Genomic DNA, 14,737 nt, shown 5'->3' with positions numbered 1-14,737 from the left:
CGGGCTCAGGGCGCCTCGGCGAGCAGCGGATCGACCGTCTTGCGAAAGGCCGTTTCCGAAAAGGCGCCCGCCCGCGCGACGCGCAGCACGCCCTTGCGATCGATGATGAAGGTCGAGGGCACCGCGCCGCCGATCGGCCGGTAACGGGGCAGAACCTGGTTCGCGAGCGGGTAGGAGAGCACCCCCGAAAGCTTCTTCAGCCATGAGCGGACCTCGATCCCCTCGCTCGTCACCCCGAACATCTCCAGTCCCTGCGCATGATGTTTCTGGTAATAGGCGTGCATCATCGGCATCTCCGCCTTGCACGGCCCGCACCAGGTTGCCCACAGGTTTATCACCACGACCTTGCCCTTCAGATCCTCGAGCCGCACCTTGCGCTTGTCGAGCGTCGTGAAGGAAAAGCCGGGCGCGAGCTCGCCGATCTTCGCCGGGCCGGACGCCGCCAGCAGCAACGGGGCCGCGGCTAGGATCAGCACGGCCGCGATACGGCGCAGGGTCCGGTTGAGCATGGTCCTGTCTATAGGGGAAGCCGGGCCCCGGAGGAAAGGCGCGATGATGGGCGTCAGCGCGGCAATTGCTGCCAATCTGGCGCGAACGGGGTAATATCGTGAGTGGCCCGATCCCTGCTTGCGATCACCCCGCGCTGAAGGATTCCCGTTTGTGCAGCAGGGATGGGGATATGGGAATCAATCCTCCGCCTTCTTGGCCACCGGCGTCTCGATCGGCGGGTCGCCGGCGTGCACCTTCGCATAGGCTTCGACCGCCTTCAGCACGCGCAGCATATTGCCGCTCGCGATCTTTTCCAGATCGGCCTGGCCGTAGCCGCGCCGCGCCAGTTCGACGAACAGCACCGGATAGCCGGTGACATCCTCCATCCCGACCGGGGTCGCGTCCATCCCGTCATAATCGCCGCCGATGCCGATATGGTCGATGCCGATCGCGTCGCGGATATGGTCGATATGGTCGGCGGCGACCGCGATCGGCGTCTGCGGGGCGGGGTGCGCCGCGTCCCACGCCTTCAGCGCCGCCGCGGCGCCGTCGGGATTGCCGAGATATTGCGCCTCGAGCCGCGCCTTCTCTCCGGTCCGCGCGAGGTCGTGCGCGCGCAAATCGGGATCGAGGAAGGCGGCATAGAGCACCACCATCACCACCCCGCCATTCGCCTTGACCAGCGGCAGCACGTCGTCGGGGACGTTGCGCGGATGGTCGTTGACGCCACGCGCGCCCGAATGGCTGAACATCACCGGCGCCTTCGCCGCCGCGAGCGCGTCCTTCATCGTCGCCGGGCTGACATGGCTCAGGTCGACGACCATCCCGATGCGGTTCATTTCGGCGACCACCTGCCGCCCGAAATCGGTCAGCCCGTCGTGCTCGGGCGCGTCGGTCGCACTATCGGCCCAGGGGGTGTTCCGACCGTGGGTCAGCGTCATGTAGCGCGCGCCGAGGTCGTACATCTGGCGCAACACCGCAAGCGACGAGCCGATCGACTGCCCGCCTTCCATGCCGAGCATCCCAGCGATCTTGCCCGCCTTCATCGCCTTTTCGAGCTCGGCCGAATTGGCCGCGAGCATCATGTCCTTCGGATAGCGCGCGATCAGCCGCTTCGCGACGTCGATCTGCTCGATCGTCTGCCGCACGGCCTCGTCCTCGTCGTCGTTCGAGGGGACGTAGACCGACCAGAATTGCGCCCCGACATGGCCCTTACGCAACCGCTGGATGTCGGTGTGCATCGCCCCGCGCGGCGGGTCGCGGTCGGGCTCGGCGGTGTCGGTCGTGTCGACGAAGTCGAAGCCATTGATGACGTTGCCGACCCGTCCGCGCAGCGCCCAGGGCACGTCATTATGCCCGTCGAACACCGGCGCGCGCGTCAGCGCCGCTTCGGCCACCGCCTCGGGCGACTGCTGCGCGGCGGCGGGAATGGAGACGAGGGCGAGAGCGGCGAGGCCGGCGAGCAGGAAGGGCTTTGTCATGGAACGCGACCTTAAGGACCGTGACGCGGAAATCGACCCGAAATTTCAACCATCCGCGCGGCCGCAACGTCGCACTCTAATGACTTCACGCAAAGACGCGAAGAAGATTGCGGCCTTGTCCAGCCTCTTCGCCTCTTCGCGTGAAATTCCACAGGCGCCTGCAGCGCAGTCCAACTTGACGTTGACGTCAACCCGGCCCAGCATCGCGCCATGACCGCTTTCGACGATTGGCGCGCCCGTTCGCCCTACTATGACGACACTCACGAAGCGCTCGCGCAAAGCATCCGACGCTTCGTCACGCGCGAGATCGCACCGCATATCGACCGCTGGGAGGTCGAAGGCGAATTGCCGCGCGAGCTGCACAAGAAGGCCGCCGAAGCCGGTATCCTCGGCCTGCGCTATCCCGAAGAATATGGCGGGCACAGCGAGGGCTTCGACAATTTCCACAGTCTCGTCGTCACCGAGGAACTCGCCGCGGTCGGTGCGGGTGGCCTCGGCGCGTCGTTGATGACCCACGGCATCGGCCTTCCGCCGATCCTCGTGCTCGGTTCGGAGGAGTTGAAACAGCGCGTCGCGCCGCCGGTGCTCGCGGGCGACAAGATCATCGCGCTCGGCATCACCGAGGCGGGCGGCGGCAGCGACGTCGCGAACCTGAAAACCACGGCGATACGCGATGGCGACCATTATGTCGTCAACGGCGGCAAGATGTTCATCACCAGCGGCATGCGCGCCGACTGGCTGACCTGCGCGGTGCGCACCGGCGGGCCGGGCGCCGCCGGCATTTCGTTGCTGCTGATCGACATGGACTCGCCCGGCGTCGAGCGGACGCGGCTCGACAAGATGGGCTGGCGCTGCAGCGACACCGCCGCCATCCACTTCGGCGACGTCCGCGTGCCCGCCACCAACCTCATCGGTCCCGAAAATGGCGGCTTCATCGGCATCATGCGCAATTTCAACAGCGAGCGGCTCGGCATGGCGATGGGCTGCTGCGCCTATGCCCGCGTCGCGATGGCCGAGGCGGCCGAATGGGCGCGGCAACGCGAAACCTTCGGCAAGCCGCTGGTCGGCCACCAGTCGATCCGCATCAAGCTCGCCGACATGGAGCGCCAGATCGAGGCGACCCAGGCCTGGGTCGACCTCGCCGCGTGGCAGGTCAGGGAAAACAAGGCCCGCCCCGCCGATTTCGCGATGCTGAAGGTGCAGGCGACCCGAATGCTCGAATCGGTGGCCCGCGAAGCAGCGCAAATCCTCGGCGGCGCGTCCTATATCACCGGTAGCAAGGTCGAGCGCATCTACCGCGAGGTCCGCGTCAACGCGATCGGCGGCGGCAGCGAGGAAATCATGCTCGATCTGGCGGGACGGCAATTGTTTGGAGGAGGACGGAAATGAATGAGATCGCCCGAAGCTGGCCCGCCGAGGCCGAAACGCTGCTCGACGATCTCGTCGACCTCCGCCGCGCGATTCACCGCGAGCCCGAACTGGGCTTGCAGAACCCCAAGACACTCGCGAAGATCAAGGATGCGCTCGCCGGCCTGCCGCTCGAATTTCGCGAGGGGCCGTCGACCACCGGGCTGATCGCGATCCTGCGCGGGCCGGCGAACGGGCGCACCGTGCTGCTGCGCGGCGACATGGATGCGCTGCCGCTGGTCGAGGATACGGGGCTCGCCTTCACCTCCGAAACGAACGGCGCGATGCACGCCTGCGGGCACGATACGCATGTCGCGATGCTCGTCGGCGCGGCGAAGTTGCTCTCGGCCGCGCGCGACCGGCTCGCGGGCACGGTCATGTTCATGTTCCAGCCGGGCGAGGAGGGGCATCACGGCGCGCGCTTCATGCTGCAGGACGGGCTGATCGACCCGCTGCCCGACGCGGCCTTCGCGCTCCACATCATGCCCAACGCTCCGCACGGCGTCTTCGCGGGGCGCGCCGGGCCGCTGCTCGCTTCGTCCGACGTGCTGTCGATCATCGTCAAGGGCGCGGGCGGCCATGCCTCGATGCCGCAGGATGCGATCGACCCGATCCCCGTCGCCTGCGCAATCGTAACCGCGATCCAGACGATGGTGACGCGCCGCATCTCGGTCTTCGATCCCGCGGTGATCACCATCGCGAAGATCGCCGCGGGCACCACGAACAACATCATTCCCGAAACCGCCGAGATGCTCGGCACGATCCGCACCCTGTCGCCACACCGTCGCGCGATGGTGGCCGAGGAACTGAAACGCCTCGCCCCCGCGATCGCCGAAGCGCACGGCTGCACCGCCGAAGTGCATATAGAGGAAGGCTTCCCCGTCACCATCTGCGACAGCCGCGCCGTCGCCTTCGGCCAATCGGTGGTCGAAGAAACCTTCGGTGAAGCGGCGTGGCTGACGATGGACAATCCGGTGATGGGCGCCGAGGATTTCTCCTACGTCCTCGAAAAGGTCCCCGGCGCGATGTTCTGGCTCGGCGCGAGCGAGCAGGGCAGCGACTGGCGCGCCTGCTGCGGCCTGCACTCCAACCGCATGGTCCTCGACGAAAGCGTCATGGCACGCGGCGCGGCGCTGCACGCGGCGCTGGCGGAGCAGTTTCTGAGCGAGGGGTTCGGTTAGAGTTCACGCGAAGAGGCCTGCTTGGGCCGAATGGCCCCATTTTCATACAACCGCGTGGTTGCCGCGATGTTTCTGGAAAAAGCCGCTTCGCGGCAAGCGCGACCTCTTCGCGCCTTCGCGTGAAATTTTCCTTACACCAATCTCACGGCACCAGCACCGTATCGACCGCCTCCGCCGCCAGTTCGGGATAATCGAGCGTATAGTGCAGCCCGCGGCTTTCCTTGCGGTGGAGCGCGCTCTTCACGATCAGTTCGGCGCATTGGAGCAGGTTGCGCAGCTCGATCAGGTCGGTGGTCACGCGGAAATGGCCATAATATTCGCCGACCTCGCCCGATAGCATGTTGATGCGGTGCTGCGCGCGCTCCAGCCGCTTCGTGGTGCGGACGATGCCGACATAATTCCACATGAAGCGGCGGATCTCGGTCCAGTTCTGCTTGATGACGACCTCTTCGTCCGAATCGGTGACGCGGCTTTCGTCCCACGGATGAATCGCAGGCGGCGCCCCCAGCTCGTCCCAATGGCGGACGATATGCTTCGCCGCCGCCTCACCGAAGACGAAACATTCTAGCAGGCTGTTCGACGCGAGGCGGTTCGCCCCGTGCAGCCCGCTTTCGGTCACCTCGCCCGCGGCATAAAGCCCGGGAAGGTCGGTGCGCCCGTCGAGGTCGATCAGCACACCGCCGCAGGTATAATGCTGCGCGGGCACCACCGGGATCGGCTGCTTGGTCATGTCGATGCCGAGCGTCAGCAGCTTTTCGTAGATGTTGGGGAAATGCCCCGCGACGAAATCGGGGTCCTTGTCGCTGATGTCGAGGTGGACGTAATCGAGTCCGAAGCGCTTGATCTGATCGTCGTTCGCGCGCGCCACGATGTCGCGCGGTGCCAGTTCGGCGCGCGGATCGTAATCGGGCATGTAGCGATGCCCGGTGACCGGGTGCTTCAATATGCCGCCCTCGCCGCGCACCGCCTCGGTGATCAGGAAATTCTTGACCTCCAGATTATAGAGGCAGGTCGGGTGGAACTGCATCATCTCCATGTTGGAGACGCGGCAACCCGCGCGCCACGCCATCGCGATGCCGTCGCCGGTCGCGCCCCTGGGGGCGGTCGAGAATTGATAGACGCGCCCCGCCCCGCCGCTCGCGAGGATCGTCGCACGCCCGACATGGGCGTGGACCTTCCCCGTCGCTTCGTCGAGCGCATAGACGCCCCAGACGCGCCCCGACCCCGAATAGCGTTCCTCGTGCCGGCCGGTGATCAGGTCGATGCACGCCTGTCCGGGGAGCAGGGTGATGTTCGGATGCGCCTCGGCGGTCCGCAGCAGCGCCGCCTGCACCGCCCAGCCGGTCGCATCGTCGACATGGACGATGCGGCGATGCGAATGCCCGCCCTCGCGCGTCAGGTGGAGCGCGCCTTCCTCCTTGTTGAAGGCGACCCCCATCTCGATCAGCCGCTCGATCGCGTGCGGGGCATTCTCGACCACGAACTCGACCGTCTCGCGCCGGTTGAGTCCCGCACCCGCGACCATCGTATCCTCGATATGATTTTCGAACGTGTCGCCAGCATCGAGCACCGCCGCGATCCCACCCTGCGCCCAGGCGGTCGACCCGCCGGTCAACTCGCCCTTCGCGAGGACGAGCACGCGGCAATGGTCGGCAAGCGTGATCGCGGCGGTCAGCCCCGCCGCGCCGGAGCCGATGATGATGACGTCGTGATCGCTATTCGGCAGAGCCACAGCGCACCTTCCCTTCCGTTCGTCCTGAGCTTGTCGAAGGACCGTATTTCCCTTGCGCTAAAGGAAGGACGGGGCTTCGACAAGCTCAGCCCGAACGGCGAAAAGGGGTATCCCTATTGTGCCGCCGCCCGCGTCAAATTCAGGAACACATCCTCCAGATCGGCCTCGCGGGTCGAGACGTCGACGATGCCGTGCCCCATGGCATTCACCGCCGCGAGCACCTCGCCCGCGTTCATCCGGTCCTTGTTGTAACTGATCGCCAGGCCCCGCTCGCCCTCGCGCTCGACCTTGTCGAAGGCGGGGTGCGTCGGCAGCACGGTGACATCCTCATCCAGCGTCACGACGACGATCTTCTCGCGCGCCATGTCGACCAGCTCGCGCGTCGGCTTGTTCGCGATCAGCCGGCCGTGGTTGATGATCGCGATGCGGTCGCACAATTCCTCGGCCTCTTCCAGATAATGGGTCGTCAGCACCACGGTCACGCCGCGGTCGTTGAGGCGCTGGACATAGTCCCAGAGCTGCTGGCGCAGCTCGATGTCGACCCCCGCGGTCGGTTCGTCGAGGACGATGATCGGCGGCGAATGGACCATCGCCTTGGCGACGAGCAGCCGGCGCTTCATGCCCCCCGACAGCGTCCGCGCATAGGCATCGCGCTTGTCCGACAGATGCACCGCTGCGAGCAGCTCGTCCGAAATCCGCCGCTCCTTCGGTACCCCATAGAGTCCCGCCTGATTCTCCAGCGTCTCATAGGGGGTGAAGAAGGGATCGAAGACGATCTCCTGCGGCACGATGCCGATCGAATATTTGGCGTTGCGCGGATCGGCGTCGATGTCGAAGCCCCAGATGCTCGCCAACCCGCTCGTCTTGTTGACGAGTCCCGCCAGGATGTTGATCAGCGTCGACTTGCCCGCGCCGTTCGGCCCCAGCAGCCCGAAAATCTCCCCGCGCGGCACGTCGAAACTGACGGTGTCGAGGGCCTGCTTGCCGCCGGCATAGATTTTGGAGACGGCGTCGATGCGGATGGCGGCTTCATTCATGGCGGCCTCCATAGCGGCGGCGCGACGGGTGCGAAAGAGGCTGCGGCGCACAGCCGATTGCCGAGGCGCGAGACGCTTGCTATGGGCGCGGTCCATGACCCACGCTGCACCCGCCCCGGCCCCCGAAACGCTCCGCGTCCAGAAAACGCGCATCGCCTGCGACGGCACCGGCGACGGCCTTGCCAACGCAGCGCTCGGTCACCCGCGCGTGTGGCTCGAGATCGACCCCGACGAAGGCTATGTCGACTGCGGCTATTGCGACCGCCGCTTCATCCTCGCCGGCGGAATCGCCGACAAGGGCTGAGCGTCGGCGGAAGCGACCGGATCAGGATATTCAGCCTCTCACACCTTCGTCATTCCCGCGAAAGCGGGAATGACGCAGATGGGGAATGCAGCCCGGAACGGCTCCCGGACGAACGGCCTTTGCGCCCGACGCCCTGCGCGCCTATATCGGCGGCATGACAAGCCCGACCGACCCCCGCCGCTTCCTCTACCGCGCCGACGCGCTCGACCCCGATCTGGCGCAGAGCCTCGCGCGCGAGGCCCTCGCCAGGGCCGACGACGGCGAGCTTTACCTGCAATATCGCGCGACCGAGAGCTTCGGATTCGATGACGGGCGGCTCAAGACCGCCGACTATTCGACCGACGCCGGCTTCGGCCTGCGCGCCGTGTCGGGCGAGATGACGGGCTTTGCCCATGCGAGCGATATCAGCGCCGGCGCGATCCGCCGTGCCGCCGAAACACTGGCGCTGCTCGATCCCGCCAAGGCGCCGCCCGCGCCGCCGCCCGCGCGCACCAACCGCCATCTCTATGATGAGGCGAACCCGCTCGACCTGATTCCCTTCGCGAAAAAGGTCGACCTCTGTCAGCGGGTCGACGCCGCCGCCCGCGCCCGCGACCCGCGCGTCGCGCAGGTGTCGGTCGCGCTCGCCGGAAGCTGGTCGGTGGTCGAGATCGTCCGCGCCGACGGCTTCCTCGCGACCGATATCCGCCCGCTCGTCCGCCTCAACGTCTCGATCGTGGTCGAGGAGAATGGCCGCCGCGAATCGGGCTATTTCGGCCTCGGCGGCCGCTATATGTACGATCATCTGTTCGAAGAGGCGCAGTGGAACCGCGCAATCGACGAGGCGCTGAACCAGGCGCTCGTCAATCTGCGCGCGGTCGACGCCCCGGCGGGCGAGATGACCGTGCTGCTCGGCCCCGGATGGCCCGGCGTACTGCTCCATGAAGCGGTTGGCCATGGGCTCGAAGGCGATTTCAACCGCAAGGGCACCAGCGCCTTTTCGGGCCGCATCGGGCAGCGCGTCGCCGCCCCCGGCGTCACCGTGATCGACGACGGCAGCCTCGAAAGCCCTGTGGACGGCGGGCGCCGCGGCTCGCTCTCGATCGACGACGAGGGCACGCCGACGCAAGAGAATATCCTGATCGAGGACGGCATATTGAAGGCCTATATGCAGGACCGGCTCAACGCCCGGCTGATGGGCGTCGCGCCGACCGGCAACGGCCGCCGCGAAAGCTTCGCCCACGCGCCGATGCCACGGATGACCAACACCTTCATGCGCGCCGGCAACGACGATCCCGCCGAACTGCTGAGCCGCGTCAAATCGGGCATCTTCGCCAAGAGCTTCGGCGGCGGACAGGTCGACATCGTTTCGGGCAAGTTCGTCTTTTCCTGCACAGAGGCCTATAAGATCGAGAACGGCCGGCTCGGCGATTCGATCAAGGGCGCGACGCTGATCGGCGACGGGCCGAGCGTGCTGACCAAGGTCATGGGCATCGGAAGCGACATGGCGCTCGACGAAGGCATCGGCGTTTGCGGCAAGGGCGGCCAGAGCGTGCCCGCCGGCGTCGGCCAGCCGACCCTGCTGGTCAGCGGCCTGACGGTGGGCGGCACGGCTTAATGCGAAACCCTTCGGGTCGCGTTCGCTTTGTGACCTCCATCACTTGGCGCCCTCCGCCGGCCGGCCTATAGACGCCTGAACACAAGAAAAGATACGGGTCGCATCGTCCGCCGGATTGTCCGGCAACAGGGAGGACAAGCATGCGTTCGATTCTGCGTCTGGTTTCCGTCACGACTCTCGCCGCCGCGCTCGCCGCGGTACCCGGCTCGGCCCAGAAGACCACGGGGCCCAAGGAGCGCTACGAGATGGATGTCGCGACCGCCTCGGGCTTCGCGGCGATGGCCGCGGGCGGCAAGCCGGGGCTTGGCAGCGCGATGAGCATGATGTTCGGCGGCGGCCCCGAGGGCAAGGTCGCCCACACGCTCGAGTTGCGCCTCGGATCGAACCAGGGGCCGACCAGCCCGCCGGTGCGCGGCGACCATATATTCGAGCCGCAGGCGAAGCTCGGCAAGTCGGTGCCGCTGCTCGGCCCCGAACCCGGCAAGGGCCAAACGCAGAATGACGGCAACGACATGGGCGGCAGCGGCTTCGAGCGACCCAAGGGGCGGATGCTGCTTTACTGGGGTTGCGGCGCAACGCCGGGGCCGGGCCAGCCGGTCGTCATCGACTTCTCGAAGCTCGCGGCGGGGCAGATGCCGCCCGACCTCTTCACCACCACCATTCCGCGCATCCGCCAGGTCGCGGCGTCGAACAGCGCCTCCTATGCCGCCTGGCCGAACGCCAAATCGTCGAAGCAGCCGCCGAAGGACAGCTCGCTGCTCGGCGCGCACCGCATCGCCAGCAATGTCGGCTCCGATATCAATTTCACCCTCGCGCAGGACTATATGCCCGCGCTGAACGCGTCGGCGACGCAGCAGGCCGACGGGTCGGTGATGCTGCGCTGGGACGCGGTGCAGGCGGCGACAGGTTATGTCGCCTGGACCTTCGGCGGCATGGGTCGCGGCGGTGATGGCGGCGATATCGTCTGGTGGACAAGCAGCAGCGCGCGCCAGTTCGGCGGCGGCCTGTGGGACTGGCTGCCCCCCGCGACGGTCGCCCGGCTGGTGACGCAAAAGGTCGTGATGCCGCCCAGCCAGACGAGCTGCCAAATCCCGGCCGCGGTCAAGCAGGCGTCGGGCGAGATGCTGTTCGGCAACCTCAACGCCTTCGGGCCAGAGGTCGATTTCGCCTATCCGCCCAAGCCCGCGGGTAAGGCGGTGTGGAACATCGACTGGACCGCGAAGGCCCGCTTCCGTTCGCACAGTTCGCTGCTGATCGGCGCCGATTTCGGCGGAGGCAGCGGCAATGCGGCCAGCGCGCCGCGCGAGAAGAAGAAAAAGAAATGCAAGGGCCCGCTCGGTATCCCCCTACCGCCGGGCGCGTGCTGAAAGCCGATCCGCCCCTCCTCTGAAGAGGAGGGGCCTCACCCGACTCCGGTGAAAATCAGTCAGCGACCGTTCACCCTGTTCCTGCTATGATCGCATTCAGGGTGAGACCTATGAAAGCAGGAGTCGAACCATGCGACCGCTGATTGCCACCATCCTTTCCGCCGCGATGCTCGCGGCCGCGCCCGCCGCCGTCGCCAAGGACAGGCCGACCGGCGAGGAAAAGCTCGCCAGGATGCTCGAGGGCCGCGCCGCCGGCGAGCCGCGCGACTGCATCACCCTGTCGTCGGTCACCAGTTCGCAGGTCGTCGACAAGACCGCGATCGTCTATCGCGTCGGCAGCACCCTGTGGGTCAACCGGCCGCGCGGCGGCGCCGAATCCCTCGACGGCGACGACAACATCCTCGTCACCAAATTGACCGGCTCGCAGCTCTGCTCGATCGACACGATCCAGCTCCACGACCGCAACAGCCATATGTATGCGGGCTTCGTTTCGCTCGGCGAGTTCGTTCCCTATCGCAAGGTCGATACCGCTGCGAAGTGAAGGGGACGTGGGCGACAGCGGAACCGCGCCGGCCGCGCCGCCGCCCGACTGGGCGGTGCGGCTCCTTGCCTTCTGGTTCGACGGCCGCGGCATGGGCGACTGGTATGGCGGCGGCCCCGATTTCGATGCCGCGGTGCGCGACATCGCCGCCGACTGGCGCGAGGCATTGCGCGCGCAGCCGCCTGAGGCCTTCCTGACCGATCCCGACACCGCGCTCGCCGCGGCGATCCTCTTCGATCAGGTGCCGCGCAATATATTTCGCGGCAGCGCCGAGGCCTTCGCGACCGACAGCCTCGCCCGCGCGATCGCGCGCGCCATCGTCGAAAAGGGCTGGGACCGGGACTGGCCCGACGAGCGCCGCCAGTTCGCCTACCTCCCCCTCCAGCACAGCGAGGACAGGGACGACCAGCGCGAATCGCTGCGCCTGTTCCACCAGCTCGCCGATCCTGCCTTCCACGATTATGCGCAAAAGCATTTCGACATGATCGACCGCTTCGGCCGCTTCCCGCATCGCAACGCCGCGCTCGGCCGCGCGACACGCCCCGAGGAGGAAGCCGCGATCGCCGAAGGCAGCCAGTGGTGAAGGCAAGCCGCGTCGATATCGTCACCGTCGCCGGGCTCGGCCTGCTGCTGATGCCGCTGCTCACCATCTGGCACGAGGTCGGCGGCCACGCCGCCGCCTGCGCGCTGCAGGGCGGCCGGGTAATAGAGATCGGCGCCTTCTATGCCGATTGCGACGGACTCGCCGGCCTCCCGCGCCGGGTCGTCGCACTCGCCGGCGTCGGCGCGAACACGCTGCTCGCGCTCGCCGCTTATGCGCTGTGGCGGCGCGCGCGCGGCGATTTCGCGAAGCTCCTGCTCTGGCTGGTCTGGGTCAGCGAAGGCTTCGTCGCAGCGGGCTATTTCCTCTTCTCGGGCGCGAGCGGGGTCGGCGATCTCGGCCCCGGCGTCGACGGCGGCATCGGGCCGCTCGCCCATCCCGGGCTGTGGCGGATCGGCGAATTCCTCTTCGGCCTCTGCGCCTATATCTGGCTCGTTCGCAGCGCGATCCGCAGCCTCACCGCGATGCTCGGCGATTCGCCGGCCACGAAGGCGACCCGCAGCACGATCGCGCACGGCTATTATCTCGTCGCCGGCGTCGCCGCGGTGCTCACCGGCCTCCTCAACCCGGTCGGTCTCTTCATCCTCCTGATGTCGGCCGCCGCCTCTTCCTTCGGCGGTCTCGCGGGCTTCATCTCGATCGGCTTCGCAGTGCCCAAGGGCGCGACGGAAACCGGCTTCGCGGTCGGGCGGCGCTGGCCGCTGTTCGTCGCGGGTCTTCTCGCCACCCTTGCCTTCGCCCTCATCCTCGGCCCCTCGATCCGCTTCGGCGCGTGACAAGCGCGCCCAACGCCCGCTAGATCGCGCCATGGCCGAGTTCACCGACGCGCTGACCGACAAGCACATCGCCTTTATCGAGCGCCAGCCGATGTTCTTCGTCGCGACCGCGGCGGCGGACGGGCGGATCAACCTGTCGCCCAAGGGCTATGCCGACAGCTTCCGCATCCTGTCCGAATCGCGGGTCGCCTGGCTCGATCTCGGCGGATCGGGCAACGAGACCCATGCGCATCTTGCCGCTGACGGCCGCATCACGCTGATGTTCTGCGCCTTCGACCGCCCGGCGTGGATTTTGCGCATCTACGGTCGCGGGCGCCCCGTGCTGCCGCAGGACGCCGATTGGGACGCCGTCGCGGCGCCCTTCGCCCTGCTGCCCGGCACGCGCCAGATCTTCGACATCGATGTCGAAAGCGTGCAGACGAGCTGCGGCTGGGGCGTCCCGATGATGGAATTGCAGCACGAGCGCGACACGCTGCGGAAATATCATCGCCAGGCCGACCCCGCCGAATGGCTGGAAAAATTCGAAGGGCGCACGCGCAGCATCGACGGCCTGCCGACGCGTCCGACCGATCGCTATATCGCGGGCGACGCCTGATGCCGCTGGTCGAACTCGTGCGCCTGCCGAGCGGCGTCGAGGCCGAACTGCTGCGCGGCCGGCTCGAATCGGCCGGTGTCCCCGCGGTCTGCTTCGACGCGGGGATGAACATCGCCGACAGCGTCGGGCTGATGATCCCGGTGCGCGTCATGGTGCTCGACGAGGATCTCGCCGAAGCGCAGGCGTTGATGGAAGAGTTCGGCGCGGGTTAAATATCCCTCGTCATTGCGAGGAGCGAAGCGACGAAGCAATCCAGGGTTGCGTAAACCGCTCTGGATTGCTTCGCTTCCGCTCGCAATGACGGGCATGTGAGGCAACCCAAATCCCTCCCGCTCGTCCTTTGTACTGGAATAACCGAAGGACAGCCCTTTCTTCCCCATGATCAAGGTCGCCTCCTACAATATGCGCAAGGGCATCGGGCTCGACCGCCGCCGCGATCCCGCGCGGGTGCTGTCGGTCCTGCGCGAGCTCGACACCGACGTCGTCGCCCTGCAGGAGGCCGACCGCCGCTTCGGCACCCGCGCGAGCGCGATCCCGCCGCACATGTTCGAGGAGCATAGCGACTATGTCCCCGTCGACCTGCTGGGCGGCCGCCCCTATGCGATCGGCTGGCACGGCAACGCGCTGCTCGTCCGAAAGGGGATCGACGTCGAGGAAAGCCATGTGCTGCACCTGCCGACGCTCGAACCGCGCGGCGCAGTCGCGGCGACGGTGCGCGTCGGCGGCACCCGGCTGCGCGTCGTCGGCATGCACCTCGACATTTCGGGACTGCGCCGCCGCCAGCAGGCGCGCGCGATCCTCGATCATGTCGCGGAGGGCGAGGCGCTACCGACGATCCTGATGGGCGACTGCAACGAATGGCGCAACCGCGGCGGCTGCCTCGCCGATTTCGGCGCGGGCCACCGCCTCGTCGACACCGGCCACAGCTTCCACAGCCGGCGCCCGGTCGCGCGGCTCGACCGCATCTTCGCCTCGCCCGACCTCGAACCGGTCGAGGCCGGCGTCCACCTCAGCCCCCTCGCCGCGCGCGCATCGGACCATCTGCCGATCTGGGCGCGGTTCAGGCCAGCGGCGGAAGGATAAGCGAACCTCCCCTCCCGCAAGCGGGAAGGGAGCCAAGATGCCCAAAATTTAGGCATTATGTCCCATACTTGCCTAATCTCTGAACGATTATTATATATTTATCGCACTTAAACTCACAAAATATCTCCGTCTTTCCGCCCCCAATCCATTTGGCACGCCTGTTGCACCGCAACATCAGGCCACAAGCAGAAGGGGGCATCATGAAGCTGATCCTGGCTATCATCAAACCGTTCAAGCTCGACGAGGTGCGCGAGGCGCTGACCGGGCTCGGCATCGCCGGCATGACCGTGACCGAGGTCAAGGGCTTCGGCCGGCAAAAGGGGCAGACCGAAATCTACCGCGGCGCCGAATATGCGACCAATATGGTGCCGAAGGTCAAGATCGAGCTCGTCTGCGACGACGCGCTCGCCTCGCGGGTCGTCGAAACGCTCCAGCAAAGCGCCGGAACCGGCTCGATCGGCGACGGCAAGATCTTCGTCCTCGACGTGGGTCAGGCCGTGCGCATCCGCACCGGCGAGACCGGCGAGGCAGCTCTCTAATGAAGGG

16 protein-coding genes are annotated in these 14,737 nt (G+C 66.9%); 12 read left to right on the top strand and 4 right to left on the bottom strand.

Annotated features, from left to right (window positions below):
- Positions 1-5: 5 nt before the first annotated feature.
- Positions 6-509, bottom strand: coding sequence for a TlpA family protein disulfide reductase (locus tag FHR21_RS01985; protein ID WP_184094773.1), 504 nt, complete (start codon positions 507-509; stop codon positions 6-8).
- Between the two features lie 177 nt (positions 510-686).
- Complete coding sequence (locus tag FHR21_RS01980) at positions 687-1,970, bottom strand: dipeptidase (RefSeq protein ID WP_184094771.1); 1,284 nt, start codon at positions 1,968-1,970, stop codon at positions 687-689.
- Between the two features lie 210 nt (positions 1,971-2,180).
- Between FHR21_RS01980 and FHR21_RS01975 the strand changes: the two genes are divergently transcribed.
- Complete coding sequence (locus FHR21_RS01975) at positions 2,181-3,359, top strand: acyl-CoA dehydrogenase family protein (RefSeq protein WP_184094768.1); 1,179 nt, start codon at positions 2,181-2,183, stop codon at positions 3,357-3,359.
- On the top strand, positions 3,356-4,558 hold the full coding sequence (locus FHR21_RS01970; protein ID WP_184094766.1) for a M20 metallopeptidase family protein: 1,203 nt from the start codon (positions 3,356-3,358) through the stop codon (positions 4,556-4,558). Before FHR21_RS01975 ends, FHR21_RS01970 begins: the two co-directional genes overlap by 4 nt.
- 142 nt (positions 4,559-4,700) lie before the next feature.
- Here the strand turns inward: FHR21_RS01970 and nadB are convergent, their stop codons facing one another.
- Positions 4,701-6,290, bottom strand: a complete 1,590-nt coding sequence (nadB, locus tag FHR21_RS01965; RefSeq protein WP_338113025.1) for an L-aspartate oxidase — start codon at positions 6,288-6,290, stop codon at positions 4,701-4,703.
- Positions 6,291-6,403: 113 nt separating this feature from the next.
- On the bottom strand, positions 6,404-7,327 hold the full coding sequence (locus FHR21_RS01960) for an ABC transporter ATP-binding protein (RefSeq protein WP_184094764.1): 924 nt from the start codon (positions 7,325-7,327) through the stop codon (positions 6,404-6,406).
- A 94-nt stretch (positions 7,328-7,421) separates the two neighbouring features.
- Between FHR21_RS01960 and FHR21_RS01955 the strand changes: the two genes are divergently transcribed.
- The 10 genes from FHR21_RS01955 (at position 7,422) to FHR21_RS01910 (ending at position 14,730) form a co-directional block, all read left to right on the top strand.
- Positions 7,422-7,631, top strand: a complete 210-nt coding sequence (locus FHR21_RS01955) for a zinc-finger domain-containing protein (RefSeq protein WP_184094762.1) — start codon at positions 7,422-7,424, stop codon at positions 7,629-7,631.
- Positions 7,632-7,785: 154 nt separating this feature from the next.
- Positions 7,786-9,228, top strand: a complete 1,443-nt coding sequence (gene tldD, locus FHR21_RS01950) for a metalloprotease TldD (protein WP_184094760.1) — start codon at positions 7,786-7,788, stop codon at positions 9,226-9,228.
- A gap of 140 nt (positions 9,229-9,368) precedes the next feature.
- The gene (locus FHR21_RS01945) at positions 9,369-10,595 is read left to right on the top strand and encodes a hypothetical protein (protein WP_184094758.1); all 1,227 of its coding nucleotides are present in this window, start codon (positions 9,369-9,371) and stop codon (positions 10,593-10,595) included.
- 130 nt (positions 10,596-10,725) lie between these two features.
- On the top strand, positions 10,726-11,136 hold the full coding sequence (locus FHR21_RS01940) for a hypothetical protein (protein WP_184094756.1): 411 nt from the start codon (positions 10,726-10,728) through the stop codon (positions 11,134-11,136).
- Between the two features lie 7 nt (positions 11,137-11,143).
- Positions 11,144-11,719 carry a DUF924 family protein gene (locus FHR21_RS01935; protein ID WP_338113023.1) on the top strand — a complete coding sequence of 192 codons (576 nt, stop codon included), beginning with the start codon at positions 11,144-11,146 and terminating at the stop codon, positions 11,717-11,719.
- Complete coding sequence (locus FHR21_RS01930; protein WP_184094752.1) at positions 11,716-12,513, top strand: hypothetical protein; 798 nt, start codon at positions 11,716-11,718, stop codon at positions 12,511-12,513. Before FHR21_RS01935 ends, FHR21_RS01930 begins: the two co-directional genes overlap by 4 nt.
- A 31-nt stretch (positions 12,514-12,544) precedes the next feature.
- Positions 12,545-13,108: a pyridoxamine 5'-phosphate oxidase family protein gene (locus FHR21_RS01925; protein ID WP_184094750.1), complete on the top strand. Its 564-nt coding sequence runs from the start codon at positions 12,545-12,547 to the stop codon at positions 13,106-13,108.
- A complete protein-coding gene (locus FHR21_RS01920) occupies positions 13,108-13,320 on the top strand; it encodes a putative signal transducing protein (RefSeq protein ID WP_184094748.1) in 213 nt (70 codons plus the stop codon). The genes FHR21_RS01925 and FHR21_RS01920 overlap by 1 nt, the downstream gene beginning before the upstream one ends.
- 166 nt (positions 13,321-13,486) lie before the next feature.
- On the top strand, positions 13,487-14,191 hold the full coding sequence (locus FHR21_RS01915; RefSeq protein WP_184094746.1) for an endonuclease/exonuclease/phosphatase family protein: 705 nt from the start codon (positions 13,487-13,489) through the stop codon (positions 14,189-14,191).
- Positions 14,192-14,391: 200 nt separating this feature from the next.
- Entirely contained in the window at positions 14,392-14,730 is a 339-nt protein-coding gene (locus FHR21_RS01910) for a P-II family nitrogen regulator (RefSeq protein WP_054590471.1), read from the top strand.
- Positions 14,731-14,737 lie beyond the last annotated feature (7 nt).

The organism is Sphingopyxis panaciterrulae (genome assembly GCF_014199295.1).
GTDB classification, from domain to species: Bacteria; Pseudomonadota; Alphaproteobacteria; order Sphingomonadales; family Sphingomonadaceae; genus Sphingopyxis; species Sphingopyxis panaciterrulae.
Note: the sequence above shows the minus strand (reverse complement) of the source record. Positions and strands in the feature narration are given on the sequence as shown.

What these genes read in the sequence shown, in the direction of transcription:
- FHR21_RS01925 (WP_184094750.1), top strand. Translation starts at nt 12,545, where the DNA reads ATGGCCGAGTTCACCGACGCGCTGACCGACAAGCACATCGCCTTTATC.
- FHR21_RS01920 (WP_184094748.1), top strand. Translation starts at nt 13,108, where the DNA reads ATGCCGCTGGTCGAACTCGTGCGCCTGCCGAGCGGCGTCGAGGCCGAA.
- FHR21_RS01955 (WP_184094762.1), top strand. Translation starts at nt 7,422, where the DNA reads ATGACCCACGCTGCACCCGCCCCGGCCCCCGAAACGCTCCGCGTCCAG.
- FHR21_RS01940 (WP_184094756.1), top strand. Translation starts at nt 10,726, where the DNA reads ATGCGACCGCTGATTGCCACCATCCTTTCCGCCGCGATGCTCGCGGCC.
- FHR21_RS01970 (WP_184094766.1), top strand. Translation starts at nt 3,356, where the DNA reads ATGAATGAGATCGCCCGAAGCTGGCCCGCCGAGGCCGAAACGCTGCTC.
- tldD (WP_184094760.1), top strand. Translation starts at nt 7,786, where the DNA reads ATGACAAGCCCGACCGACCCCCGCCGCTTCCTCTACCGCGCCGACGCG.
- FHR21_RS01960 (WP_184094764.1), bottom strand. Translation starts at nt 7,327, where the DNA reads ATGAATGAAGCCGCCATCCGCATCGACGCCGTCTCCAAAATCTATGCC.
- FHR21_RS01975 (WP_184094768.1), top strand. Translation starts at nt 2,181, where the DNA reads ATGACCGCTTTCGACGATTGGCGCGCCCGTTCGCCCTACTATGACGAC.
- FHR21_RS01910 (WP_054590471.1), top strand. Translation starts at nt 14,392, where the DNA reads ATGAAGCTGATCCTGGCTATCATCAAACCGTTCAAGCTCGACGAGGTG.
- FHR21_RS01915 (WP_184094746.1), top strand. Translation starts at nt 13,487, where the DNA reads ATGATCAAGGTCGCCTCCTACAATATGCGCAAGGGCATCGGGCTCGAC.
- FHR21_RS01985 (WP_184094773.1), bottom strand. Translation starts at nt 509, where the DNA reads ATGCTCAACCGGACCCTGCGCCGTATCGCGGCCGTGCTGATCCTAGCC.
- FHR21_RS01980 (WP_184094771.1), bottom strand. Translation starts at nt 1,970, where the DNA reads ATGACAAAGCCCTTCCTGCTCGCCGGCCTCGCCGCTCTCGCCCTCGTC.
- FHR21_RS01945 (WP_184094758.1), top strand. Translation starts at nt 9,369, where the DNA reads ATGCGTTCGATTCTGCGTCTGGTTTCCGTCACGACTCTCGCCGCCGCG.